Here is a 23,881-nt window from a genome sequence, read left to right on the forward strand (position 1 = left end):
AATTTACCGATGGTGAGTGTCGCCAGCCGGTCGCTGAAAGTGGCGGACCTGGATCTGGAAACCATTACGTAAGCCTACATAGAGGCTTTCCCCGGGAACGAGTCCCGCAGCGGTGGCCCAGCGGGCCAAATCGTCCTGTTCAAAACCCAACCAAAGATCACCGCAGGCCTCCTTGGCCCAACTTTGATTGTGGCTACACAACTCTGTCACTAACAGGCTACCGCCTGGTTGCAGCAATTTGGCCATGTGCTTGAGCGCATCGGCCGGTGCCGCGAAATGGTGCAGCACCATGTTCAGTACTACGCAATCGGCCTGAAGGCTCACGCCATTCAATGCATCGGCCAGTTGCAGGCTGACGTTCGCCAGCGCTTCACGCTCACACACCTGACGCGCCAGCTCGAGCATCGCCGGGCTGTTGTCCAGCGCCGTGACCTGGCCGAACCGACGCGCCAGCTCCGGCAGAAAACCGCCGTCGCCGGGGCCGACTTCAATGGCCGTGGCCCCGTCGCCGAAACTCAACTTGTCGAGCAGCGTCACGACGCTTTCGCGGTACTGCGCCAGGCCGGCAATCAAATCCTGCTGTGCGCGAAACTTTTCCGCGACCCGCGAGAAGAAATCCTGGCTGGCTGCGGCCCGTTGGCTGTGGACCTGACTGATCCGCGACTGCACGTCGGCCGGCAGTGTCAGGTTATCCACTTCATCGAGCAGTGCTGCGTGCAACTTGCCGCCCAGCAATTCGCTGTGGGGCAGGGCGCGGCGGTAGAAAATCGCATTGCCTTCACGCCGGCTCGCCACCAGGTCGGCCTGGGCCAGGACCTTTAAATGGTGGCTCATGCCGGACTGACCAATGGCGAAGATCTGCGCCAGTTCCAGCACGCCGAACGAATCGTTGGCCAGTGCCCGCAACACATTCAGCCGCAACGGATCGCCGCCGGCTTTGCACAGGGCAGCCAGCTCATCACAGTCGTCATGGCGAATGGAGGGCACGCGTAGGTTCATAGGGCTGGCAGTCTAGTGAGGGCTCTGACTCCTCGCAAGAGCAATATCAATAAGTTTTGATATTGCTCGATAGATGGCACTTCTTGAGCCCGGGTTCACTCTACAAACGTACAGCAGAATGGTTTCACCAAAAGATTAGGCGGTTATCCACAGGAAAAAGTCGCTTGAGTGACTATCTGTGATTGCCCCCAGGCTGTCCGCTGGGGGAAAATGCTCGCCTTTTTTCCGTTTCGTTTTTACTTAATCCTCAGGAGATCAGCGATGCCCAGCCGTCGTGAGCGTGCCAACGCCATTCGTGCCCTCAGCATGGATGCCGTGCAAAAAGCCAACAGCGGCCATCCAGGTGCCCCCATGGGTATGGCGGATATCGCCGAAGTACTTTGGCGTGACTACCTCAAGCACAACCCGAGCAATCCATCGTTTGCCGACCGTGACCGGTTCATCATGTCCAACGGTCACGGCTCGATGTTGATCTACTCGCTGCTGCACCTGACCGGCTACGACCTGTCGATCGATGACCTGAAAAACTTCCGTCAACTGCACAGCCGCACCCCGGGTCACCCGGAATACGGTTACACCCCAGGCGTCGAGACCACTACCGGCCCATTGGGTCAGGGTCTGGCCAACGCCGTCGGTTTCGCCCTGGCGGAAAAAGTCCTGGCGGCGCAGTTCAACCGTCCTGGCCACAACATTGTCGACCACCACACCTATGTGTTCCTGGGTGACGGTTGCATGATGGAAGGCATTTCCCACGAAGTCAGTTCCCTGGCCGGTACCCTGGGCCTGGGCAAGCTGATCGCCTTCTACGATGACAACGGCATCTCCATCGACGGCGAAGTCGAAGGCTGGTTCACCGACGACACCGCCAAGCGTTTCGAAGCCTACAACTGGCAAGTGATCCGCAATGTCGACGGCCATGACCCGGAAGAAATCAAGATCGCGATCGAGACTGCGCGCAAAAGCGAGCAACCGACGCTGATCTGCTGCAAAACCACTATTGGTTTCGGTTCGCCGAACAAGCAAGGCAAGGAAGATTGCCACGGCGCCCCACTGGGTGACGCGGAAATCGCGCTGACCCGCACTGCGCTGAAGTGGAACCATGGCCCGTTCGAAATCCCGGCCGATATCTATGCCGAGTGGGATGCCAAGGAAGCCGGTCGTGCCGCCGAAGCCGAGTGGGACCAGCGGTTCGCTGCCTACTCCGCTGAATTCCCTCAGCTGGCCAATGAGTTGATCCGTCGTCTGAGCGGTGAATTGCCGGAAGATTTCTCCGAGAAAGCTGCGGCCTACATCGCTGAAGTGGCGGCCAAAGGCGAATCCATCGCCAGCCGCAAAGCCAGCCAGAATGCCTTGAATGCCTATGGCCCGCTGCTGCCGGAACTGCTGGGCGGTTCCGCTGACCTGGCCGGTTCCAATCTGACCCTGTGGAAAGGCTGCAAAGGCGTCAACGCCGAAGACGCCAGTGGCAACTATATGTACTACGGCGTTCGCGAGTTCGGCATGAGCGCAATCATGAACGGCGTGACACTGCACGGCGGTCTGCTGCCTTACGGCGCGACTTTCCTGATGTTCATGGAATACGCTCGCAACGCAGTGCGCATGTCGGCGCTGATGAAAAAGCGCGTGATCTTCGTCTACACCCACGACTCCATCGGTCTGGGCGAAGACGGCCCGACTCACCAGCCGGTGGAGCAACTGTCCAGCCTGCGCTGCACACCGAACCTCGACACCTGGCGTCCGGCCGATGCGGTTGAATCGGCGGTGGCCTGGAAATTCGCGCTGGAGCGTGACGATGGTCCGTCGGCACTGATCTTCTCCCGTCAGAACCTGCAGCACCAAACCCGCGATGCGGTGCAGATCGAGTGCATCAACCGTGGTGGTTACGTGCTCAAGGACTGCGCAGGCGAGCCGGAGTTGATCCTGATTGCCACCGGTTCCGAAGTCGGCCTGGCGGTTCAAGCCTTCGACAAGCTGACCGAACAAGGCCGCAAGGTGCGCGTGGTTTCCATGCCATGCACCAGCGTCTTCGATGCTCAGGATGCCGGCTACAAGCAAGCAGTCCTGCCGTTGCAGGTCAGCGCCCGGATCGCTATCGAAGCCGCTCACGCCGACTACTGGTACAAATACGTGGGCCTGGAAGGTCGCGTCATCGGCATGACCACCTACGGCGAGTCGGCGCCTGCGCCGGCCTTGTTCGAAGAGTTCGGCTTCACCCTGGAAAACATCCTGGGTCAGGCTGAAGAGCTGTTGGAAGACTAAAACACAACGCGGCGGTTTTATGACCGCCGCGGTCCCCCGTAGGAGCTGCCGCAGGCTGCGATCTTTTGATCTGGTTTTTGAAGCAAGATCAAAAGATCGCAGCCTCGTTTCACTCGGCAGCTCCTACAAGGGATTGTGTTGTTAACGAGAATTCGTCTACCGCGTCTATCGAGAACCCCATGCCTCAACCGCGTCCCTACAAAGTTGCACTCAACGGCTACGGCCGGATTGGTCGTTGCGTCTTGCGTGCTTTGTTCGAGCGAGGGGCGGCGGCCGGGTTTGAAATTGTTGCGATCAACGATCTGGCCGACATGGCCAGCATCGAATACCTGACACGCTTCGACTCCACTCACGGGCGTTTTCCCGGAGAGGTGAAGGTCGACGGCGATTGTCTGCATATTAATGGCGACTGCGTGAGGGTCCTGCGCAGTGCCACCCCTGAAGGCATCGATTGGGCAGCCCTCGGTGTCGATCTGGTGCTCGAATGCTCGGGCGCCTACCACACCCGGGCCGACGGCCAGCGCTTCCTGGATGCCGGCGCGCCACGGGTGCTGTTCTCCCAGCCGATGGCCAGCGAGGCGGATGTCGACGCCACCATCGTCTATGGCGTCAATCAGGATTGCCTGACCGGTGACGAGTTGCTGGTGTCCAATGCCTCCTGCACCACCAATTGCGGTGTGCCGCTGTTGCGCCTGCTGGATCAGGCCATCGGCCTGGAGTACGTGTCGATTACCACCATTCACTCGGCGATGAACGATCAACCGGTGATTGACGCCTATCATCACGAAGACTTGCGTCGTACCCGTTCGGCGTTTCAGTCGGTGATTCCGGTGTCCACTGGTCTGGCGCGTGGCATCGAACGGCTGTTGCCGGAACTTGCGGGGCGAATTCAGGCCAAAGCAGTGCGAGTGCCGACCGTTAACGTGTCTTGCCTGGATATTACTATCCAGACTGCACGCGACACCGACGCCACCGAGGTCAACCGGATTCTGCGCGAGGCCGCCACCAGCGGCCCGCTCAAAGGCCTTTTGGCCTATACCGAGTTGCCTCACGCCAGTTGTGATTTCAACCACGACCCTCATTCGGCGATTGTCGATGCCAGTCAGACCCGCGTTTCCGGCCCACGGCTGGTAAACCTGCTGGCCTGGTTCGACAACGAATGGGGGTTTGCCAACCGAATGCTGGATGTTGCAGAGCACTATCTGCACACCGCTACTCCACTATTTGCTTCTCAAAAGCAGTAATTCAGGAAATGCGACCCATGACCGTGTTGAAGATGACCGACCTCGATCTGCAAGGTAAACGCGTACTGATCCGCGAAGACCTCAACGTCCCAGTCAAGGACGGTGTTGTCACCAGCGATGCGCGAATCCTGGCTTCGCTGCCGACCATCAAGCTGGCCCTGGAAAAAGGCGCGGCCGTGATGGTCTGCTCGCATCTTGGCCGTCCGACCGAAGGCGAGTTCTCGGCCGAGAACAGCCTCAAACCGGTTGCCGACTACTTGAGCAAGGCTCTGGGCCGCGAAGTGCCGCTGGTCTCCGATTACCTGGGCGGCGTCGACGTTAAAGCCGGCGACATCGTGTTGTTCGAAAACGTGCGTTTCAACAAAGGCGAGAAAAAGAACGCCGACGAATTGGCCCAACAGTACGCCGCCTTGTGCGACGTGTTCGTGATGGACGCCTTCGGCACCGCTCACCGCGCTGAAGGCTCGACTCACGGCGTGGCCAAGTTCGCCAAGGTCGCGGCGGCTGGCCCGTTGCTGGCTGCCGAACTGGACGCGCTGGGCAAAGCCCTTGGCGCACCGGCCCAGCCAATGGCCGCCATCGTCGCCGGCTCCAAGGTTTCCACCAAGCTCGACGTGCTCAACAGCCTGAGCCAGATCTGCAACCAGCTGATCGTCGGCGGCGGCATTGCCAACACCTTCCTCGCTGCGGCCGGTCACCCGGTCGGCAAGTCGCTGTACGAGCCGGACCTGCTGGACACCGCCCGCGCCATCGCTGCCAAAGTCAGCGTGCCATTGCCGGTCGACGTGGTAGTGGCCAAGGAATTCGCCGAAAGCGCTGTGGCCACCGTCAAGTTGATCGCGGACGTCGCCGATGACGATATGATCCTCGATATCGGGCCGCAAACCGCAGCGAACTTCGCTGAATTGCTGAAATCTTCCAAGACCATTCTGTGGAACGGTCCGGTCGGCGTATTCGAATTCGACCAGTTCGGTAACGGCACCAAAGTCCTGGCCAAGGCTATCGCCGAAAGCTCGGCGTTCTCCATTGCAGGCGGTGGTGACACACTGGCCGCCATCGATAAATATGGCGTTGCCGAGCAAATCTCCTACATTTCTACCGGCGGCGGCGCGTTCCTCGAGTTCGTCGAGGGCAAAGTGCTGCCTGCTGTTGAAGTGCTGGAAAGCCGCGCGAAAGCCTAAGGGTTTATCTGGCCTGAAAAAGGAACATTCAAATGGTCAAGACGTTACTGCTGTTGTTTTTCGCGGGGTTGCTGGCAGGCTGCGGGAGCACTCCGCAGGCCCAGCCTGAACCTGCCGCGAACGAGCCGGAAAAAGGCTGCTATCAGGCCGATTGGCAGGCCGAAACCGCCCCGGTGATCAACAAGCGCTCAGGGCCGGAAGCTCTGGATAAATACGAGACTCCGGCCAAGGCCAAGGAACATGGCTGTCCTTGACGGGTCAGATTCATTAACGCGCGGTGCTTGCGGCTGTCAGCCGCAAGTCGAGGAACGCCGATGAAAGGCCTTATCGCCGTGACGGCGCTGGTATTGCTCGCAGGTTGCGGCAGCTTGAACATGTTTGAGTCGCCGCAGCAGGACAGCTGGACGACCTGGATCTGCGATAGTCAGGCACAAGTGGTCTGGCGCTACACCGACAGCAACCGTACGGAAGTTGATTTACGCCTGGGCGGTGCCGAGCAGGTCTATCGTCTGAAACTGGAACCAAGCGGCTCGGGCTCGCTGTACAGCAATGACATGTTGGCGTTTCACGTAAAAGGTGAGGAAGGCCTGGTTTACTGGGTCGCCACCAACGACTTGATCGGCCGCGGCTGTAAAGCGCAGTAGGGCTGAGACGAACACGGAATTGATGCACCGCCGCTCCCACACTAAAACTGTGTTGGCTCTAGAATTTATGCACCACCGAATTGGCAGCCAGGGCTTACCCCCGATCTGCAATAACTTGAATAGCAGCCACCGCTACGGCAGGCTTGCACGATTAACGACCCTCAACCGGGAGATACACACCTAATGGCACTTATCAGCATGCGCCAGATGCTGGACCACGCAGCCGAATACGGCTACGGCGTTCCAGCCTTCAACGTCAACAACCTTGAGCAGATGCGCGCCATCATGGAAGCCGCTGACAAGACTGACTCCCCGGTGATCGTCCAGGCTAGCGCCGGTGCGCGTAAATACGCCGGTGCGCCCTTCCTGCGTCACCTGATCCTGGCGGCGATCGAAGAATTCCCGCACATCCCGGTGTGCATGCACCAGGACCACGGTACCAGCCCTGACGTCTGCCAGCGCTCCATCCAACTGGGCTTCAGTTCGGTGATGATGGACGGTTCCCTGGGCGAAGACGGCAAGACCCCGACCGACTACGACTACAACGTCCGTGTGACCCAACAAACCGTAGCCATGGCTCACGCCTGTGGCGTTTCGGTAGAAGGCGAGCTGGGCTGCCTGGGTTCGCTGGAAACCGGCATGGCCGGTGAAGAAGACGGCATCGGCGCAGAAGGCGTGCTCGATCACAGCCAGATGCTCACCGACCCGGAAGAAGCCGCTGACTTCGTCAAGCGCACCCAGGTCGACGCCTTGGCCATCGCCATCGGCACCAGCCACGGCGCCTACAAATTCACCAAGCCACCTACCGGCGACGTGTTGGCCATCGACCGCATCAAAGAAATCCACAAACGCATCCCTAACACCCACCTGGTGATGCACGGTTCTTCTTCGGTTCCGCAAGAGTGGCTGGCGATCATCAACCAGTACGGCGGCGACATCAAAGAAACCTATGGTGTGCCGGTTGAAGAAATCGTCGAAGGCATCAAGCACGGCGTGCGCAAGATCAACATCGACACCGACCTGCGTCTGGCATCCACTGGCGCAATGCGTCGCCTGATGGCCACCAATCCGAGCGAATTCGACCCACGTAAATTCTTCGGCGCTACCGTGACTGCCATGCGTGACGTGTGTATCGCACGTTACGAAGCTTTCGGTACTGCGGGCAACGGCTCGAAGATCAAGCCGGTTTCGTTGGAAGCGATGTTCCAGCGTTATGCCAAAGGTGAGTTGAACGCCAAGGTTAACTAAGCCTGAGTGTTTAATGGCGTTAAAAAACCCGCAGAGATGCGGGTTTTTTATGGGTGGAACAAAGTGCTTGAGCGTACTTGAGGAAGTCGGATGTTTCTTTAGTGGTCGTAGGATTTGTTAATCGGATTTAGGCTTGTTTTCTTGTTGTGATGTGAGTCTTTGACAATGCTATGCAGGATGTCTTAGATGAGTTTGTGAGTCTCGGTAATTTAGCCGATGGCTCAATTAACCATCGAAGGATGACTAATCATATGGACGTGAATAAAGCGTTGAGGTGTGCAGGCTTATTGGCTGTTCTAGGCATCTGCGCAGTGGTCATGCCCGTAAATGCGGGCGCCAAGGTGTTTACGGCTTCAATTGATAGCCAGGGTAAAGTACTGGTGCAATCACCTGAGTGGATTGCCGGAGTCGAGCATAACGTTCAGCTCGACTACTTTTCCGATTACAAGGTAAAGTTTGTACCTGGGATCTTCAGCCATGCTCCGGGTTTTTGCACGGTTTCTGTAACGGATGTCGGCTCTTATGATGGTATTTTCTACGGGCATGCGAAGCTGAGTGGAAGTCCTACTTCAAGTTATATAAATGTTCTATCGCTGGCGGTCGGGAATACTGGAGCGGCGGGTGATACTTCATTGAGCTTTATGTTGATGTGCGTTAAATAAAAGCAGTGCTCAAGTTTTATCACGGGTAATAAAAACCGCAGTGATGCGGTTTTTATTGTGGGAGCGTTCTGGCGTGTCTGCAATCAGGCAGTAGGTAGTGCGCGTTCCCCTGTGGCGAGGGAGCTTGCTCCCGATCGAGTGCGCAGCACTCGCGAAACCGGCGGATGCGTTCTAGCTGATGAAACGCGATTGCCGGTTTTTGGCCTGCTGCGCAGGCCAGCGGGAGCAAGCTCCCTCGCCACAAAAGGCCGCGTTCCTTCAGTTTTTCAGCGACGGTTACCCAAGACCCATCACTACTTATTGTGATCAATATCCAGCCTGGAGAACGTCGCTTTCCCACCTTCGCTTTTGTAGCCCGAGTTGTCCTGCACATAAACCCCTGCCTTGAAGTACAGCGGTTTGTCGCGCCAGGCGGCGCCGATCTGGGTGTCCCACTGATAACCCGCCGCGGAGACGCTCAGGGTGCCGCTGCGGCCGAGGTGGATCTGGTAGGAGAACTCCCTGTCCAGTTTCACACCTTCGGCGATATTGATTACCCGGCCTTCGTTATCTTCGGGGCGCATGCGCACTTTGGCGACGATGTTGCCGCTCTGTGTGCTTTCACTGTATTGGTACTCGACTTTCACCATGGGTCTGGTGCTTCCGTAGGCATGGATCTGGCCAATGACGACCTTGCCCGAGGACGGCACCTGGTTCACCACCAGGGTGGCGTGCAGCGAATTATCAGCGTCGGGGTAGAGCCAATTACGCAAGGTGCCGTTGGAGTAGGTTTCGCGTAATTCGGTACGCGGATATGTGGCATTTTCAGTGCGTGTACCGGTCACGGGTGTCCAGAAATAAACGGTGCTGCCATCGGAATTGAAGTACTGATCCTTGAAACCACTCACCAGTTCGGAGGTTTCGATGGTCGCCGGGGGGCTGCCGACGGGAACGCTCAGGTTCCAGGATGCCATATCGATCATATTCAAACCTTTTGCTGATTCATGCTGTACGCAAGCAGCCAGAGGCTTTGGCTCGCGCTTTTGAGGTCGGTCTTTATAATCGCAGAACAACCCTTTGTTAAGTCCATCTGGCGGAGAGTTGACGTCAACCTTCCGGCGAAATGCCATCCTCCCCGGTTTTCGGGGCCTGTGGGCCATACCGTTAGTCGGGTGCCTGGGGGTTTGTTAGAATGATGGCGTGATGACACCTACTGCTTTGGCGGATCCGAGGCTAGAGTGAAGGCTCAGTATTTGTCCGGTTTTCCCTCCGGTAACCGGTATGAGGCATTGATAAGAGAAGCAGCATGGAATGCGCGCAACCCAAGCCAGGTGAAGGCCGCTCAGTCCTTTTGATAGTTGATGACTATCCCGAAAATTTGATCAGCATGCGTGCGCTGTTGCAGCGCCAGGATTGGCATGTCATGACGGCGGCCTCCGGGGTCGAGGCGCTGGGCTTGTTGCTTGAGCATGAAGTCGACCTGGTGCTGCTCGATGTGCAGATGCCCGGCATGGACGGTTTTGAAGTGGCGCGCCTGATGCGTGGCAGCCAACGCACTCAACTGACCCCGATCATTTTCCTTACCGCCAACGAGCAGTCCCAGGCCTCCGTGATCAAGGGCTATGCCAGTGGCGCGGTGGATTACCTGTTCAAGCCGTTCGACCCCCAGATTCTCAAACCGAAAGTCCAGGCATTGCTCGAGCATCAGCGCAATCGTCGCGCCCTGCAGCGCCTGAGTCATGAGCTGGAGGCAGCGCGGGCGTTTAATGCCTCGGTACTGGACAATGCGGCAGAAGGGATTCTGGTGGTGGATGAAGACGGCTTGATCCGCTATGCCAACCCGGCGATCTCGCGCTTGCTCAATGCTCCGGTGGCCGAGTTGAAGGGCGCGGAGTTTGTAAGTTTTCTGCAAAATCCCCATGTGCCCAGTTGGGTCGATTCAGAGCTTTATACCGGCTACCGCCGCGGCGAAACCTGGCGCTTGCATGATGCCATGTTGCGCACCGTCCCTGGTCAGCAGGTGCCCGTGGCACTCTCATGCGCGCCGTTGCCGGCCGAACAGAAAGCCATGGTGGTAACGGTGCTGGATATGTCGGTGGTGCGCCATCTGCATCAGCAACTGGAATTCCAGGCTGTCACCGACCCCTTGACCGGGCTGCTCAACCGCCGTGGGTTCTACCAGACAGTTGAGAGTCTTCTCTTGCGCGCCGAGCGTTCGGACACCACGCCGGTGCTGCTGTATCTGGACCTCGATGGTTTCAAACGGGTCAATGATTCCTTGGGGCATGATGCCGGGGATCGGGTGCTGCGCTGGGTGTCCGAGCAATTGAAAGCGTGCTTGCGCTCCGCCGATATTCTGGCACGCATGGGGGGTGATGAGTTCACCGCGCTGCTCGATCTGGAATTCCCCGAACAGGCGGCGAAAATAGCGGAAAAGCTCATAGAGCGAGTGTCAATCTGTCAGCAGATCGAGGGTCTGGACATGACGCTCGGCGTGAGTATCGGGATCGCCACCTACCCGGACTGCGGCTTCAATCTTGATGGCTTGCTGCGGGCTGCCGATATAGCCATGTACGAAGCCAAGCGCGCGGGACGTCAGCAGTATCGGTTCTATGATCACGAAATGAACGGCCGCGCCCGTTCGCGCTTGATGCTTGAAGAAAGCGTGCGCTCCGCGATTGAGAACAAGGATTTCAATCTGGTGTACCAGCCTCAGGTGGCGATAGCCGATGGCCGGCTGCGCGGCTTCGAAGCATTACTGCGCTGGCAGCACCCGAGTGTCGGGGACGTACCGCCTGGACTGTTTTTGCCATTGCTGGAAGAGGCACGGCTGATCAGCCGTCTGAGCAGTTGGATTTATCAGCAGAGTGCGGCTCAGCGCAGCGCCTGGGAAGGGGTGTTCGGTGACGACATGGTGCTCTGTGTAAGCCTGAGCGGGACTCAGTTCAGCATGCCAAATCTGGTCACCGAGTTTCGTCAGGTACTTGAGCGTTATGGCTTGCAGGCGCGCCAGCTGGAAGTCGAAGTGACCGAGGAAGCGCTGATGCAGAATTTCGAGGAGTCTCGCAAACAGTTACGCCTGCTGCGTAATCTAGGGGTGCGAGTCGCTCTCGATGATTTTGGTGTGGGCAACTGCTCCTTGGCTCACCTGCGTGACCTGGAGCTCGACACCCTCAAGCTCGATCGGCAGTTGATCGCCCGTCTGCTCGACTCGCCACGCGATGCCGCGATGGTCCATAGCATTATTGAGTTGTGCAAGCAGTTCGGTTTGCAGGTGATCGCTGAAGGCGTGGAAACACTCGACCAATTCCATTGGTTGCGCAGACATGGTTGCGAGTACGTGCAAGGTTTGTTGGTGGCGCAACCGCTGATGGCCGGTGATGCCAGCCGCTTCGCACAGCCGTTTGACTGGAGCGCACTGAGAGGCTGAATTCGCTACACTGGTGACCTTTCGTGACTGTGTTGCCGCTCCCATGACCGCGCTGAAGTACCTCCAGGCTTATCCCGCTGCATTGCAAGAGCAAGTGCACCAGCTGATCGCGCAGGATCGGTTGGGCGACTATCTGAGCCAGCGTTATCCCGATAAACATGCGGTGCAGAGCGACAAGGCGCTATACAGCTATGCTTTGGCCTTGAAGCAGGAACACCTGCGTAACGCGCCGACCATCGACAAAGTGTTGTTCGATAACCGTCTGGACCTGACTCATCGTGCTCTTGGCCTGCATACGGCGATTTCCCGGGTGCAGGGCGGCAAGCTCAAGGCCAAGAAGGAAATCCGCATCGCCGCATTGTTCAAGGATGCGGCGCCGGAATTTCTGCGCATGATCGTGGTGCATGAACTGGCGCACTTCAAAGAGTCCGATCATAACAAGGCGTTTTATCAGCTCTGCGAGCACATGCTGCCGGGCTACCACCAACTGGAATTCGACCTGCGCATCTACCTGACTTATCGGGATATGCAGGGCAAGGCTGTCGTGGCCCTGTAGCTGTGACCGACAAGGAGTTTGTGAATGGACGTGAGCAAGACCAAGAGCAGCTTTTACCGGCGTTTGTACGTGGCTTATCTGATCGACAGCCAGCTGGCCAGCAGCGTTCCGGCAATCACCGAGCTTACCGGCATGCCTCGGCGCACGGCGCAGGATACGATTGCCGCGTTGGCGGATCTGGATATCATTTGCGAGTTCGAGCAGCAGGATGGCGCGCGCAACCATGCCGGGCGTTATCAGATCCACAGTTGGGGGGCGATCGACAAGGGCTGGATTACCCAACATCTGGGGCAGGTAAAGGCGGTTTTAGGGTATCCCTGAAGCCTGGCGACCACCTGTGGCGCGGGAGCAAGCTCCCTCGCCACAGGTTTAGCGTTCACCTGAAAGCATTTTTAAGGCTTACGCATCCCGATATGCGGAATATCATCTTCAAGAAATTCCTCACCCGCCACGACAAACCCGTATCGCCCGTAATAGTTCTGCAAATGCGCCTGCGCCGAAAGATAAACAGGCAATTCAGGCCAGTGCTTTTCAGCCTGTTTCAAGGCATTGGCCATCAGTTCATGACCCAGGCCTTTGCCTCGCGCCTCTGGCGCAATCACTACACGCCCGATGACCACATCACCGCCTTGGGAAGCCGGGTCGAGCAAGCGTAAATAAGCCACCAGCCGATCCCCCTCCCAGCCCATCAAATGGCAGGTGTCGCCCTCCAGGTCCTGGCCATCGACATCCTGGTAAGCGCATTTTTGCTCGACAACGAAGACTTCCGTACGCAGTTGCAGAATGGCGTACAACTGCTCCTTGCCCAGATCGCTGTGGTGTTTGCAAACCCAATCGATTGTCATCACTTCACCCTGTAAGAACTCTGGTTCTGATACTAAATGCCATCCAAATGGATTTCTGCTGGCGGCAAATGTTGTTTATGTGAACGCAGTCAAATTGACATCATTCATTTTGCTCGGCGCTGTCTTCTTTGTGTAATCTGCTTTGTAGCTCTTCGCAATGGCTCTCATGAGCTAAAGTCAGGACCGGATTGTTGTCGTTGACCGGCGCCCGGACCTTCGAGTTTTGGCTAAAAACACGCTGGGCAGTCCGCCCGCCAAGGATGTTTTAGCATGCCGCGATTGCTTCGAGCCTTTGCATTGATTGGATTGCTCTTGCTGGGCCAGAGCGCTTCTGCGGAAAAATTGCGTCTGGTAGCCGATGCCTGGCCGCCGTTCACCGACTCCACGCTGGTCAATGGCGGATTAGCCACTGATATTGTCAGTACTGCTCTGACGCGCGCCGGCTATGCCAGTGAATTCGAGCAAGTGCCTTGGGCCAGAGCCTTGCTTGGGGTTGGCGAGGGGCGTTACGACGTACTGGTGAATGCCTGGTTCAACGAGGCCAGGACCCAATTGGGCCAATTTTCCGGTGAGTATCTACTCAACCGTGTGCGCTTTATCAAGCGCAAGGATGAGCCGATCGAATACGACAATTTGCAGCAATTGCATGGGTATCCGATCGCCGTGGTGCGCGGTTATGCCTATTCGTCGGCGTTCGACGATGATCCTGGCTTGCATAAAATCCCGGTGCACAACTTCTCAATGGCCGTGCGCATGCTGGCTGCCGAACGAGTGAAATTGACTCTGGAAGATGAATACGTCGCGCGCTACTACCTGGCCCGCGAGTCGCCATCGGTGCGCGATTCGGTGGAATTTTTGCCCAAGCCACTGAGCGAAAACAGCCTGCACATTCTGGTCAGCCTGAAGAACCCCAAACACCAACAGATCGTCGCCGGTTTCGACCGCGAGATAGCGGCGATGAAGGCCGATGGCAGTTATGACAAATTGCTCAGGCGGCATGGGATGTAGTGAAGATGGTTTGAAGAGCACCACAATCCAATGTGGGAGCGAGCCTGCTCGCGATAAGGCAGCCTGGCAGTCGATAAAGATCTGCAGGCCAGTACTACGCCTCGTCTGTTTCCTTGATCAAATGCGCCGCCAGGGTCCGCAACGGGCCGAGTTGGCGGCAGATCAGCGCCAGTTGGGTATGCACCAGCCGCTGGCCTTCGTCGACTTCATCGGGCATCTGCTCAAGCTCATTGGCCAGCGCTTCTTCGGCATCGCTCTGAATCGCTATCGGTAGTTTGCTGGCCAGCCCCTGCGCGATCTCATCGATGCTTGCTGCCAGGCTGACACCGGCACCGTTGATCAAATGCTCGCGCACCTCGCCGGGTAGCTGGGTTTCACGGTGGGCACCGAGGCCCGACAGGTAGCTGAGCAAGGTGTGGGAGAGCACCAGGAAGCGGAAGCCGACATCGGCTTCCTTTCGAAAATGCCCCGGCTCCATCAGCATATTGGCCAGGGTGGTCGACAACGCTGCATCGGCGTTGTGGGCATTGCGTCGGGCCAGGCGATAGGCCAGATCGTCGCTTTTGCCGGCCGCGTATTGCTGCATGATTTGCCGCAGGTAGATGCTGTTGCAGGTCAGGGTATTGGCCAGCACCTTGTTCAGGCGGCGACCCTGCCAGTCCGGCAGGAACAGGAATACCGCCAAGCCGGCAATCAGACTGCCCAACAGAGTATCGAACAACCGTGGCAGTAACAGGCCGTAGCCGTCGCCCACCTGGTTGAAACAGAACAGCACCATGATGGTAATCGCGGCGGTCGCCAGGGTGTAGCGGGTAGTGCGGTGGATAAAGAACACTACCCCGGCGGCAATCGCGAACAGCGACTGGACCAAGGGGCTCGGGAACAGGTCGAACAGCGCCCAGGCCACGATCAGGCCGATAGCAGTGCCGATGATCCGCTGGCCGAGCTTGAGGCGCGTGGCGCCATAGTTCGGTTGGCAGACGAACAGCGTGGTAAGGATGATCCAGTAACCCTGGGACGGATGGATCAAGTGCACCATGCCGTAGCCGATGCTAAGCGCCAGGGGCAAGCGCAGGGCATGCCGGAAGAGCAGCGACGTCGGCGTCAGCTGGGTCCGCAGGCGGGTCCAGACGTCCTTGAGATTGCGTGGCGAACGGTCCAGCAGGCTGCTGTCGGTGGCGTCGGCGAGGGTGTCCGGGTTACTCGCGTCGCCGATCAGCCGATCGAGGGTACCCAGGTTCGCCGCCAGTGCACGCAAAGAGCGCAGCAGGCCGCGCCAGGCCGGGTTGTTCTGGGTGCGCAGGTGGTCGAGGGAGGCATGCAGGTCGCTCAGGGCTTCGGCGAAGCTGGCATCGTAGACGAACGGCTGACGCATCTGGATCGATTCCGCCAGCGCTCGGCAAGCCTTGCCTTGTTGGCGCAACAGGCGCTGGCAGCGGAACATCACGTCGCTATGGTAGAACGCTTCCGCCAGGGCGTTGTAGGGGTAATGGGAGGAGCTGGCGCGTTCATGGATATCTTGAGCGAGGAAGTACAGCTTCAGGTAACGACTGACTTTCGCCCCCGGCCGGCCGTCGCCGACCCGGTGCAGGATGATTTCCTTGGTGGTGTTGAGTGCGGCGACGACCCGACCGTTTTGCTGGGCCAGTTCCAGACGCCGTGCTTCGACATCCAGTTGGCGGATCGGCTCGAGCAGCGACGACTTCAGTTTCAGGTAGTACCCCAGCTCCCGGAACAGTCGCGCCAGGCTCTGCTGCACCGGCTGGTTGGAAAACAGTACCTGCCACAGCACCGACAGCAAGCCGTACCAGGCTGCCCCGGCCACCAGCAGCACCGGCTCATGCCAGAGGTCGGTGACCTCGCCACCGCGCTGCTCCACGCCGATCATGGTGTAGACCGAGAGAATCAGGGTTGCCGAAGCAATCGCCCCATAGCGTTCGCCCAATGCACCGAGCATGGTCAGGCCGAAACTGGCCAGTGCCAGGAACACGACAAAAATCAGCGGGTAGGGGAACAGCAGTTCGACGGAAAACGCCGCGACGCTGAAGCACACCAGGGTTACGGCCAGGGCATTCAGGCGGCCTTGCCAACTGTCATCGGTCTCGGCCAGGGCGCTGGCGATAATCCCCAGGAACAACGGGATCAGCAGCGCCATTTCATCCAGGTACCAACACAGCGCCATGCTGCCGGTCAGAGCGATGAATACCCGAACGCTGTAGCTGAATTTATCCAGCGCCCAGAGGCGACGCAGAGACTGATGAAGCGAGGTCGATGACATGAAGTACGCGGGCCTTCCGGGGCAATGCAGCTAAATTGAGCCAGTAATGACGTCGACGCAATGGCGTCGATCACATCTGACAGCAAAATCTGTTCCGTCGATGGTGAGATTGGCATTTGAAATGCGATCTATAAAAACACCGCAGGTCAAATGTGGGAGCGGGCTTGCTCGCGATGAGGCCATAACATTCAACATCGATGTTGACCGTCAGACCGCTATCGCGAGCAAGCCCGCTCCCACATTTGATTTGTGTACATCCTTGGGTTAGGCGTATTGCGCAGCAGCGTAGCCCGAGGCCCAGGCCCACTGGAAGTTGAAACCACCGAGGTGGCCGGTGACGTCCAGCACTTCGCCGATAAAGTACAGGCCCGGGCTTTTCAGCGACTCCATGGTTTTCGACGAGACCTCGCGGGTATCGACGCCACCCAGGGTCACCTCCGCGGTGCGATAGCCTTCAGTACCCGCCGGCACCAGCTGCCAGCTCGCGAGTTTTTCGGCGATAGCGGCCAATTCAGCATGGGTGTACTGCTTCATTGGCTTGGAAACGAACCAGGTGTCGGCGAGCAAGTTGGCCATCTTCTTGGTAAAGATCTCGCCGAGCAGGGTTTTCAGCTCGCTATTGGGGCGTTCGGCCTGTTGCTGCTGCAACCAGTTTGGTACGTCATGATCCGGCAGCAGGTTGATTTCCACCGAGTCGCCCGATTCCCAATACGAGGAAATCTGCAGAATCGCCGGGCCGCTGAGGCCACGGTGGGTGAACAGGATGTTCTCGCGAAAGCTCTGATCGTTGCAGCTCACCAGGCAATCCACCGAAGTACCGGACAGCTCGGTGCACAGTTCCTTGAGCTGATCGGTGATGGTGAACGGCACCAGCCCGGCGCGGGTTGGCAGCAGCTCGTGACCGAATTGCCTGGCCACTTGGTAGCCGAAGCCGGTAGCACCCAGCGTCGGGATCGACAGGCCACCGGTGGCAATCACCAGGGACTCGCAGGTCAACTGGCCTAAAGTGGTTTCCAGCAGATAGCCGCTTTCGAGTTTTTCAATGTTCTGGACCGAGGTGTCCAGGTGCAGGCTGACGCCGACCTGATCACACTCCTCGAGCAGCATGCCGAGGATGTCGCTGGATTTGTTATCGCAAAACAACTGGCCGAGTTTTTTCTCGTGGTAGGGCACGCCGTGCTTGGCCACCATCCCGATGAAATCCCATTGGGTGTAGCGGGCCAGGGCGGATTTGCAGAAGTGCGCGTTCTGCGAGAGAAAATTGTTCGGTTCGGTGTACATGTTGGTGAAATTGCAGCGTCCACCGCCGGACATCAGGATTTTTTTGCCGGCCTTGTTCGCATGGTCGATCAGCATCACCTTGCGTCCACGCCCGGCAGCGGTCAGTGCGCACATCAAACCTGCGGCGCCAGCGCCAATGATCACGACTTCGGTAGAGCGCAAAACGGTGTCCTCTTAATGTTTCACTACAAAACTAACTGTGGGAGCGAGCTTGCTCGCGATGAGGCCTGCACATTCAACATAGATGTTGTCTGACAGTCCGCCATCGCGAGCAAGCTCGCTCCCACAGGGGATCTTCGTTGGGGCGAAGAATCCTTACAAAATCCGCACGCGCAACGAGCGGCCTTTGATTTTACCTTCGCTCAAACGCTGCACCGCCTGCTTGGCCATGCTGCGTTCCACGGCCACGTAGGCCTGGAAGTCGAAGATGGCGATTTTGCCGACCTGGGCACCCGGGATGCCGGCATCGCCGGTCAGGGCGCCGAGGATATCGCCTGGGCGAACCTTGTCTTTACGGCCAGCGCCGATGCACAGGGTGCTCATGGCCGGCAGCAGCGGGGCGCCGCCCTGGGATTTCAGGTTGTCCAGCTGGTCCCAGCTCAGTGGCGATTTCTGCAGCTGCTCGATGGCCTGGGCGCGATGGGCTTCGGACGGCGCGACCAGACTGATCGCAATGCCTTTCTCGCCAGCACGACCGGTACGGCCGACACGGTGGATGTGGATTTCCGAGTCACGGGCCAGCTCGACGTTGACCACCATGTCCAGTGCATCGATGTCCAGGCCGCGAGCGGCGACGTCAGTGGCGACCAGTACCGAGGTGCTGCGGTTGGCAAACATCGCCAGCACTTGATCGCGATCGCGCTGTTCCAGGTCGCCATGCAGGCCGACGGCGGAAATGCCTTTGGCGGTCAGATGGTCAACGGTTTCCTGGACCTGCTGCTTGGTGAAGCAGAACGCCACAGTGGATTGGGGACGGAAATGCGCGAGGACTTTGACTACTGCGTCCATGCGCTCTTCCGGCGAGATTTCGTAGAAACGCTGCTCGATCTGGCTGTCGGCGTGCATCGCCTCGGACTTCACTTGCTGCGGGTTGCGCATGAACTTCGATGCCAGTTGCTTGATGCCCACCGGATAGGTGGCGGAGAACAGCAGGGTCTGACGACGCTCCGGGGTCTGGGCGATGATTTCTTCGATAGAATCGTAGAAACCCATGTCGAGCATGCGGTCGGCTTCGTCGAGGATCAGGGTGTTCAGGCCGTGGAGCACCAGCGAACCCTTGCGCAGGTGCTGCTGGATGCGCCCTGGGGTGCCGACGATGATGTGCGCGCCGTGCTCAAGCGAGCCGATCTGCGGGCCGAATGACACGCCGCCGCACAGGGTCAGGACCTTGATGTTGTCTTCGGAGCGGGCCAGACGACGGATTTCCTTGGCGACCTGGTCAGCCAGCTCACGGGTCGGGCAAATGACCAGCGCCTGGCAACCGAAGAAGCGCGGATTGATCGGGTTCAGCAGGCCGATACCGAAGGCCGCGGTCTTGCCGCTGCCGGTCTTGGCCTGGGCGATCAGATCCATCCCTTTGAGGATCACCGGCAAGCTTTGCGCCTGGATCGGCGTCATCTGGGCATAACCGAGGGAGTCGAGGTTAGCCAGCATGGCGGCGGACAGCGGCAAAGTATTAAAAGCGGTGGCAATGGTGGTCACGGGACTGGCCTGCAAAACAAAATGTCGCGCAGTGTACCAGCCCCCAGCATTTTCCCTGCAAGTTCTGGACGAAAAGTAGCCAGGTCAGGCACCTTTTGTCAGAAATCAGGGTTCGATGTGCTCCTGCGGGCGCCGAACCCGCCTGCCGTCCGTGGGCGACAGCTGGGAAAAGATCGCCGCGGCCAGCATCGCCATGACGCCGACGGTCACGAAGGTCAGCTGAAACGCCTCCAGCACGCTGTTCACGCCGTCGTTGCCGTCCTGCGCGGTAAAGCCCCCCAGGAGGGCGCCTGCGCAGGCCACGCCCAGGCTCAGGGACAATTGCGCGACCACCGACAGCAGGCTGTTGCCGCTGCTGGCGCTGGCGTCGTCCAGGTCGATCAGAGTCACGGTGTTCATGGCGGTGAACTGCAAGGAGTTGATCGCACCCAATATGGCGAGCTGGAACAACAGCAACCAATAAGGCGTCTGCTCGCTGACCAGACCCATGCTTGCCAGCATCAGGCCGAGCGCCAGGGTGTTGCCGGTGAGCACGATGCGATAGCCGAGGCGCTCGATCAGCGGTCGGGCGACGGATTTGGCGATCATCGCCGCCGCCGCCAGCGGCAGCATGCTCATCCCGGCCTGGGACGGTGAATAACCCAAGGCGATCTGCAGCAACAGCGGCACCAGGAACGGCAAGGCGCCGCTGCCCAGGCGAGCGAACAGATTGCCGAGAATGCCCACGGCAAAGGTCCGGGTCTTGAACAGCGAGGGAGCGAACAAGGGGTTGTCGACGTGCCCGGCGCGCAGCCAGTACGCCGCGAGGCAGGCCATGCCGGCGAACAGCAGCAGCATCACCCGCAGGTGCGGCAAATGCAGTTCGCCGAGACCTTCCATGGCGATGGTGATCAACACCATCGCCGCGCCGAACAGCACAAAGCCCACGCCGTCGAAGCGTGTGCGCTCGCTGCCGCGCAAGTCGGGAATGAAGCGCCACACGGCATAGCAACCGATCATGCCGACCGGCAGGTTGATCAGGAAGATCCAGTGCCAGGTCAGGTACTGCACCATCCAGCCACCCATGGTCGGGCCGAGCAGCGGACCGAGCAAGCCGGGGATGGTGATGAAGCCCATGATCCGCACCAGTTCCGAGCGTGGGTAGGCCCGCAGCACCACCAGCCTGCCCACCGGCAGCATCAGCGCGCCGCCGAGACCTTGTACGACCCGGGCGCCGATCAGCATGCTCAAGGAGCTCGACAGCGCGCAGAGCAGCGAACCGAGGCTGAACAGCAGAATCGCGCTGAAGAATATCTTCTTGGTGCCGAAGCGGTCGGCGATCCAGCCCGACGCGGGGATCAGCAGGGCCACGGTGAGCATGTACGCGATGATCACGCCTTGCATGCGCAGCGGGTCTTCCGCCAGATCACTGGCCATGGCGGGTAGCGCCGTGTTGAGGATCGTCCCATCGAGGGACTGCATGAAAAACGCGATGGCCACCACCCAGGGCACCCAGTAGGCGGTTGTTGCGTCGAGAGCCGGGCGGTCGGGCATGGGACCTCTTGTGGGTGTGAGTCTGTTGTTTTCGTGTGTGCCTTGAAAAGATCGCAGCCTGCGGCAGCTCCTACAGGTTCTGCGTTCACTCACCCGTTGCGGGTGTACCCGGCCGGCGTAGGAGCTGCCGCAGGCTGCGATCTTTCATGGTGTCACAGGGTCAAGGTAAGTCGGCTGACCAGCGCTCCCGGCAGCAGCGCCGAGGCGGTTTGCCGCTGGCTGTAGGTGCTGGCCGACAGGATAAGTTCCCGCTCGCGGGTCAGCGCCTCCAATTGCGAACCGAGCAGGCTGTAGGCGCTGTCGTCGAAACGCATGGTGCTGACCGGCGCCTGGATCTCGCCGTTTTCCACCCAGAAGGTGGCGAAGCGGGTCATGCCGGTCAGGCGTGCGGCCGGCTGGTCCGAGTAGTTCAGGTACCAGAGGTTGCTGATATACAGGCCGGTTCCCAGTTGCTTGAGAATCTCTTCCTGCGCCAGCGAACCCGCCGCCATGTTCAACGCACTGGGCGATTCGCCGCCGCTGGCGCCGTTGGCGCTGAGGCCGTATTCGGCGGCGCTGCGGGAGTTGACCAGTTGGGCATCGGCCTTGCCGGCGTTGATCAGCGTCAGATCGCTGCGCGGATAACCTTCATTGGAGAACGCCGGACTCAACGACCCCGTCACTTTTTCATCAAGGGATACCAAGGGGCTGAAATGGCTTTCGCCGCCGTACAGTCGTTGCAGCGGGCTGTTCTTGCTGGCAATCGACTGCGCCGAGAAACCACCCCAGCAGAGCATGCCGATGATTTCCTCGAGGGCGGCCGGGGCGAGGTACGCGCGGTACTGTCCCGGTGCCAGGGTGCGCAGTGGCCGGCTCAGGTAGTCCAGCTGCCGGCGGGCTTGCTCGAAGCGTTTGGCAAAACCCTCGCTGCTCCAGTCATGCCCGGCGTAGCTGGCTTTCACCGCCTGACCTTTGGTGTGGAACAGACTGAAATCGAAGTTGAAACTATTGGCCTGGTGCCAGCCGAACGCTCCGGCAGAACTGGCAAAACCACGGCTGATGGGGCCGGCGGCATAAAAACCGACCAGATCGAGTCCTTCAGCGGCGCGAGCGATTTCGGCGACCACCTGTTCGGTGTCCGGTAGCGGGTGATCCTGCACATTCTTGCTCTGCCAGCCGTTGTGATTGAGCAGCAGGTACGGGTCCTGCGGCAACAATGGCAAGGTTTCGCGCAGCTGCTGCAGACCCTCGGCCAAGCGTTGGCGATCGACTTCCGGGTCGCCTGCCAGGGTGATGCCAAGGTCCGCATGACGTCCGTCGTTGATCAGCTTGAAACTCAGGCTGGCCTGCTGCACATGCCCGGCCTGACGCACCTTGGCGTGGTTGAAGCGGATGAAGTCCGAGGACTCGGCATCGTAGCCGAGGGTGAACTGTTCCGGCTCGCGCAGGTTACCGCGCAGCCAATCGACCAGTGTCTGAAATTGTTGGGCCTGACTCATGGCAGTACTCATCAGGCATCTCCTCCAAACACATCAACGTTGCTGAACACACAGGCGGGCGACGCGTGGCCTACGCGGATCACCTGATTCGGTTCGCCCTTGCCGCAGTTCGGCGTGCCGAGGACCTTGAAGGTGCTGGCGTCGCCAACGGCGCTGAGGTTGCGCCAGAACTGCGCGGAAATCGCCCGGTAGTTGGGGTTCTTTACCACGCCCTTGAGTTCTCCGTTTTCGATCAGCTGGCCCCATTCGCAGCCGAACTGGAATTTGTTGCGCGCATCGTCGATAGACCAGGAGCGGTTGGTCGACATCAGCACACCGTGCTCGATGCCGCTGATCAGCTGCTCCAGCGATTGATCACCTGGCTCGATGTTCAGGTTGGCCATGCGATCGATCGGCGGACGGTTCCAGCCGCAGGCGCGGCTGTTGGCGACGCCGTCGAGGCCCGAACGGTATTGCGACAGCGCGCCACCCAATGGGCGCAGCAACAACCCTTCGCGGATCAGGAATTGTTTGCTCGCGGCTGTGCCGTCGTCGTCATGGGCGTAGCTGGCGAGCTGTTCGGGGATATCCGGGTCGAAGGTGACGTTGAGCAGTTTGGAGCCATATTGCAGGCCACCGAAGTCGCTGGCTTTGACGAAACTGGTACCGGCGTAATTGCGTTCGTCGCCGAGAATTCGGTCCAGCTCCAGCGGGTGGCCGATGGACTCGTGGATCTGCAGCATCATCTGGTCCGGCATCAGCAGCAGGTCGAGCGGACCTTTCGGGGTATTCGGCGCCAGCAGCAGTTGCAGGGCCTGGTCGGCGACTTTGGGGCCGGCACCCACCAGCCCACAGCGGCTGACTACGTCAAAGCCGCCTTGCTGGCCGAAGTTCTCGCGGCCCAGGCTGCGGGTCTGGCTGTCGTTGCCGTCGTAGGCGGTGACCTCCAGGCTCGGGTAGACGAAGCGTTGCGCCTGGCGCAGTTCGGCTCCCGCACTGTTGAGGTAGATCTGTTCGACGTGGGTGATGCCGATACTCACTTCCCAATTCACCAGCCGTTCGTCTTTCGGCACGGCGGCGGACTCGTCACCGAGCATTTGGTAGCAGTCGCTGAGGGAAGGGAAGGGCTGTTCGAGGTTTGGCGAAAGGTAATCGGCGCGCTCGCTGGAGACTGGTTGTTGGCGCAGGTCGAGCAGGGCGTGGGCGGCAATCAACCGGGCTTGCTGTTCGGCCCGTTCGAGGGCGGCTTGCAGGCCGGTTTGGGACAGGTCGTTGGTCGCGGCGTAGGCTTCGACGCCATTGACCCGCGCGGTCAGCATCGCGCCTTCGTCACGGCCAAGGTGTGGAGGCTCCGCAACGTTCTTGCGCACCGACAGGTACTGGCCCGACTCGCGCACATAGCGCAGCGAAAAGAACTCGGCGCCTGTGCGCAAGGCGGCAAAGCGCTGCTTGAGTTGGGGGTGGAAATCGAACATTCGGAGAACCTCCTTGTGAATACGCGGTGGCCTTGAGGGCCTCTTCGCGGGCAAGCCCCAATGCCAGTCAGTTAAGGAAAGAGGTTTCTATTGTAGGGGCG

20 protein-coding genes are annotated in these 23,881 nt (G+C 59.3%); 11 read left to right on the forward strand and 9 right to left on the reverse strand.

What is annotated here, in order from left to right; genetic code table 11:
* Window positions 1–3: 3 nt before the first annotated feature.
* A complete protein-coding gene (locus tag ACA064_RS02410) occupies window positions 4–999 on the reverse strand; it encodes an ArsR/SmtB family transcription factor (protein WP_497671964.1) in 996 nt (331 codons plus the stop codon).
* A 261-nt stretch (window positions 1,000–1,260) separates the two neighbouring features.
* On the opposite strand from ACA064_RS02410, the gene tkt reads away from it, so the two are divergent.
* The 7 genes from tkt (at window position 1,261) to ACA064_RS02445 (ending at window position 8,237) form a co-directional block, all read left to right on the forward strand.
* On the forward strand, window positions 1,261–3,258 hold the full coding sequence (gene tkt, locus ACA064_RS02415; RefSeq protein ID WP_497671965.1) for a transketolase: 1,998 nt from the start codon (window positions 1,261–1,263) through the stop codon (window positions 3,256–3,258).
* Between the two features lie 179 nt (window positions 3,259–3,437).
* Window positions 3,438–4,502 (forward strand): erythrose-4-phosphate dehydrogenase, encoded by a 1,065-nt coding sequence (gene epd, locus ACA064_RS02420; RefSeq protein ID WP_497671966.1) that lies wholly within the window; start codon window positions 3,438–3,440, stop codon window positions 4,500–4,502.
* A 17-nt stretch (window positions 4,503–4,519) separates the two neighbouring features.
* Window positions 4,520–5,683 (forward strand): phosphoglycerate kinase, encoded by a 1,164-nt coding sequence (locus ACA064_RS02425; RefSeq protein WP_497671967.1) that lies wholly within the window; start codon window positions 4,520–4,522, stop codon window positions 5,681–5,683.
* 32 nt (window positions 5,684–5,715) lie between these two features.
* Window positions 5,716–5,937, forward strand: a complete 222-nt coding sequence (locus ACA064_RS02430) for a hypothetical protein (RefSeq protein ID WP_497671968.1) — start codon at window positions 5,716–5,718, stop codon at window positions 5,935–5,937.
* A 60-nt stretch (window positions 5,938–5,997) separates the two neighbouring features.
* Window positions 5,998–6,327, forward strand: a complete 330-nt coding sequence (locus ACA064_RS02435) for an MliC family protein (protein ID WP_497671969.1) — start codon at window positions 5,998–6,000, stop codon at window positions 6,325–6,327.
* A 183-nt stretch (window positions 6,328–6,510) separates the two neighbouring features.
* Complete coding sequence (gene fba / locus ACA064_RS02440; protein ID WP_497671970.1) at window positions 6,511–7,575, forward strand: class II fructose-bisphosphate aldolase; 1,065 nt, start codon at window positions 6,511–6,513, stop codon at window positions 7,573–7,575.
* A gap of 251 nt (window positions 7,576–7,826) precedes the next feature.
* On the forward strand, window positions 7,827–8,237 hold the full coding sequence (locus tag ACA064_RS02445) for a hypothetical protein (RefSeq protein ID WP_497671971.1): 411 nt from the start codon (window positions 7,827–7,829) through the stop codon (window positions 8,235–8,237).
* Window positions 8,238–8,530: 293 nt separating this feature from the next.
* Here the strand turns inward: ACA064_RS02445 and ACA064_RS02450 are convergent, their stop codons facing one another.
* Window positions 8,531–9,199 (reverse strand): polysaccharide lyase family 7 protein, encoded by a 669-nt coding sequence (locus tag ACA064_RS02450; protein ID WP_497671972.1) that lies wholly within the window; start codon window positions 9,197–9,199, stop codon window positions 8,531–8,533.
* 323 nt (window positions 9,200–9,522) lie between these two features.
* Between ACA064_RS02450 and ACA064_RS02455 the strand changes: the two genes are divergently transcribed.
* The 3 genes from ACA064_RS02455 to ACA064_RS02465 are packed head-to-tail and all read left to right on the forward strand — an operon-like array spanning window position 9,523 to window position 12,523.
* Window positions 9,523–11,646: a putative bifunctional diguanylate cyclase/phosphodiesterase gene (locus ACA064_RS02455; RefSeq protein WP_497671973.1), complete on the forward strand. Its 2,124-nt coding sequence runs from the start codon at window positions 9,523–9,525 to the stop codon at window positions 11,644–11,646.
* A gap of 43 nt (window positions 11,647–11,689) precedes the next feature.
* Window positions 11,690–12,202 carry a M48 metallopeptidase family protein gene (locus tag ACA064_RS02460; RefSeq protein ID WP_497671974.1) on the forward strand — a complete coding sequence of 171 codons (513 nt, stop codon included), beginning with the start codon at window positions 11,690–11,692 and terminating at the stop codon, window positions 12,200–12,202.
* 24 nt (window positions 12,203–12,226) lie between these two features.
* On the forward strand, window positions 12,227–12,523 hold the full coding sequence (locus ACA064_RS02465) for a winged helix-turn-helix domain-containing protein (protein WP_497671975.1): 297 nt from the start codon (window positions 12,227–12,229) through the stop codon (window positions 12,521–12,523).
* 71 nt (window positions 12,524–12,594) lie between these two features.
* Here the strand turns inward: ACA064_RS02465 and ACA064_RS02470 are convergent, their stop codons facing one another.
* Window positions 12,595–13,047, reverse strand: a complete 453-nt coding sequence (locus ACA064_RS02470; RefSeq protein WP_497671976.1) for a GNAT family N-acetyltransferase — start codon at window positions 13,045–13,047, stop codon at window positions 12,595–12,597.
* 270 nt (window positions 13,048–13,317) lie between these two features.
* Between ACA064_RS02470 and ACA064_RS02475 the strand changes: the two genes are divergently transcribed.
* Window positions 13,318–14,055 (forward strand): substrate-binding periplasmic protein, encoded by a 738-nt coding sequence (locus ACA064_RS02475; protein WP_497671977.1) that lies wholly within the window; start codon window positions 13,318–13,320, stop codon window positions 14,053–14,055.
* A 94-nt stretch (window positions 14,056–14,149) separates the two neighbouring features.
* Here the strand turns inward: ACA064_RS02475 and yccS are convergent, their stop codons facing one another.
* The 6 genes from yccS to ACA064_RS02505 all read right to left on the reverse strand — a co-directional run bounded on the left by yccS (window position 14,150) and on the right by ACA064_RS02505 (window position 23,780).
* Entirely contained in the window at window positions 14,150–16,333 is a 2,184-nt protein-coding gene (gene yccS, locus ACA064_RS02480) for a YccS family putative transporter (protein ID WP_497671978.1), read from the reverse strand.
* A gap of 264 nt (window positions 16,334–16,597) precedes the next feature.
* Window positions 16,598–17,776, reverse strand: coding sequence for a BaiN/RdsA family NAD(P)/FAD-dependent oxidoreductase (locus tag ACA064_RS02485; protein WP_497671979.1), 1,179 nt, complete (start codon window positions 17,774–17,776; stop codon window positions 16,598–16,600).
* Window positions 17,777–17,929: 153 nt separating this feature from the next.
* Entirely contained in the window at window positions 17,930–19,267 is a 1,338-nt protein-coding gene (gene dbpA, locus ACA064_RS02490) for an ATP-dependent RNA helicase DbpA (protein WP_497674157.1), read from the reverse strand.
* 153 nt (window positions 19,268–19,420) lie between these two features.
* Window positions 19,421–20,848, reverse strand: a complete 1,428-nt coding sequence (gene mdtD / locus ACA064_RS02495; protein ID WP_497671980.1) for a multidrug transporter subunit MdtD — start codon at window positions 20,846–20,848, stop codon at window positions 19,421–19,423.
* 152 nt (window positions 20,849–21,000) lie between these two features.
* Window positions 21,001–22,338 carry a TldD/PmbA family protein gene (locus ACA064_RS02500; RefSeq protein WP_497671981.1) on the reverse strand — a complete coding sequence of 446 codons (1,338 nt, stop codon included), beginning with the start codon at window positions 22,336–22,338 and terminating at the stop codon, window positions 21,001–21,003.
* Entirely contained in the window at window positions 22,338–23,780 is a 1,443-nt protein-coding gene (locus ACA064_RS02505; RefSeq protein WP_497671982.1) for a TldD/PmbA family protein, read from the reverse strand. The genes ACA064_RS02500 and ACA064_RS02505 overlap by 1 nt, the downstream gene beginning before the upstream one ends.
* Between the last annotated feature and the right edge of the window lie 101 nt (window positions 23,781–23,881).

This window comes from Pseudomonas sp. LBUM1658 (genome assembly GCF_059716055.1).

Coding starts and splice junctions, on each gene's coding strand:
- ACA064_RS02410 (WP_497671964.1), bottom strand. CDS start 999: ATGAACCTACGCGTGCCCTCCATTCGCCATGACGACTGTGATGAGCTG.
- tkt (WP_497671965.1), top strand. CDS start 1,261: ATGCCCAGCCGTCGTGAGCGTGCCAACGCCATTCGTGCCCTCAGCATG.
- epd (WP_497671966.1), top strand. CDS start 3,438: ATGCCTCAACCGCGTCCCTACAAAGTTGCACTCAACGGCTACGGCCGG.
- ACA064_RS02425 (WP_497671967.1), top strand. CDS start 4,520: ATGACCGTGTTGAAGATGACCGACCTCGATCTGCAAGGTAAACGCGTA.
- ACA064_RS02430 (WP_497671968.1), top strand. CDS start 5,716: ATGGTCAAGACGTTACTGCTGTTGTTTTTCGCGGGGTTGCTGGCAGGC.
- ACA064_RS02435 (WP_497671969.1), top strand. CDS start 5,998: ATGAAAGGCCTTATCGCCGTGACGGCGCTGGTATTGCTCGCAGGTTGC.
- fba (WP_497671970.1), top strand. CDS start 6,511: ATGGCACTTATCAGCATGCGCCAGATGCTGGACCACGCAGCCGAATAC.
- ACA064_RS02445 (WP_497671971.1), top strand. CDS start 7,827: ATGGACGTGAATAAAGCGTTGAGGTGTGCAGGCTTATTGGCTGTTCTA.
- ACA064_RS02450 (WP_497671972.1), bottom strand. CDS start 9,199: ATGATCGATATGGCATCCTGGAACCTGAGCGTTCCCGTCGGCAGCCCC.
- ACA064_RS02455 (WP_497671973.1), top strand. CDS start 9,523: ATGGAATGCGCGCAACCCAAGCCAGGTGAAGGCCGCTCAGTCCTTTTG.
- ACA064_RS02460 (WP_497671974.1), top strand. CDS start 11,690: ATGACCGCGCTGAAGTACCTCCAGGCTTATCCCGCTGCATTGCAAGAG.
- ACA064_RS02465 (WP_497671975.1), top strand. CDS start 12,227: ATGGACGTGAGCAAGACCAAGAGCAGCTTTTACCGGCGTTTGTACGTG.
- ACA064_RS02470 (WP_497671976.1), bottom strand. CDS start 13,047: ATGACAATCGATTGGGTTTGCAAACACCACAGCGATCTGGGCAAGGAG.
- ACA064_RS02475 (WP_497671977.1), top strand. CDS start 13,318: ATGCCGCGATTGCTTCGAGCCTTTGCATTGATTGGATTGCTCTTGCTG.
- yccS (WP_497671978.1), bottom strand. CDS start 16,333: ATGTCATCGACCTCGCTTCATCAGTCTCTGCGTCGCCTCTGGGCGCTG.
- dbpA (WP_497674157.1), bottom strand. CDS start 19,267: ATGCTGGCTAACCTCGACTCCCTCGGTTATGCCCAGATGACGCCGATC.
- mdtD (WP_497671980.1), bottom strand. CDS start 20,848: ATGCCCGACCGCCCGGCTCTCGACGCAACAACCGCCTACTGGGTGCCC.
- ACA064_RS02500 (WP_497671981.1), bottom strand. CDS start 22,338: ATGAGTACTGCCATGAGTCAGGCCCAACAATTTCAGACACTGGTCGAT.
- ACA064_RS02505 (WP_497671982.1), bottom strand. CDS start 23,780: ATGTTCGATTTCCACCCCCAACTCAAGCAGCGCTTTGCCGCCTTGCGC.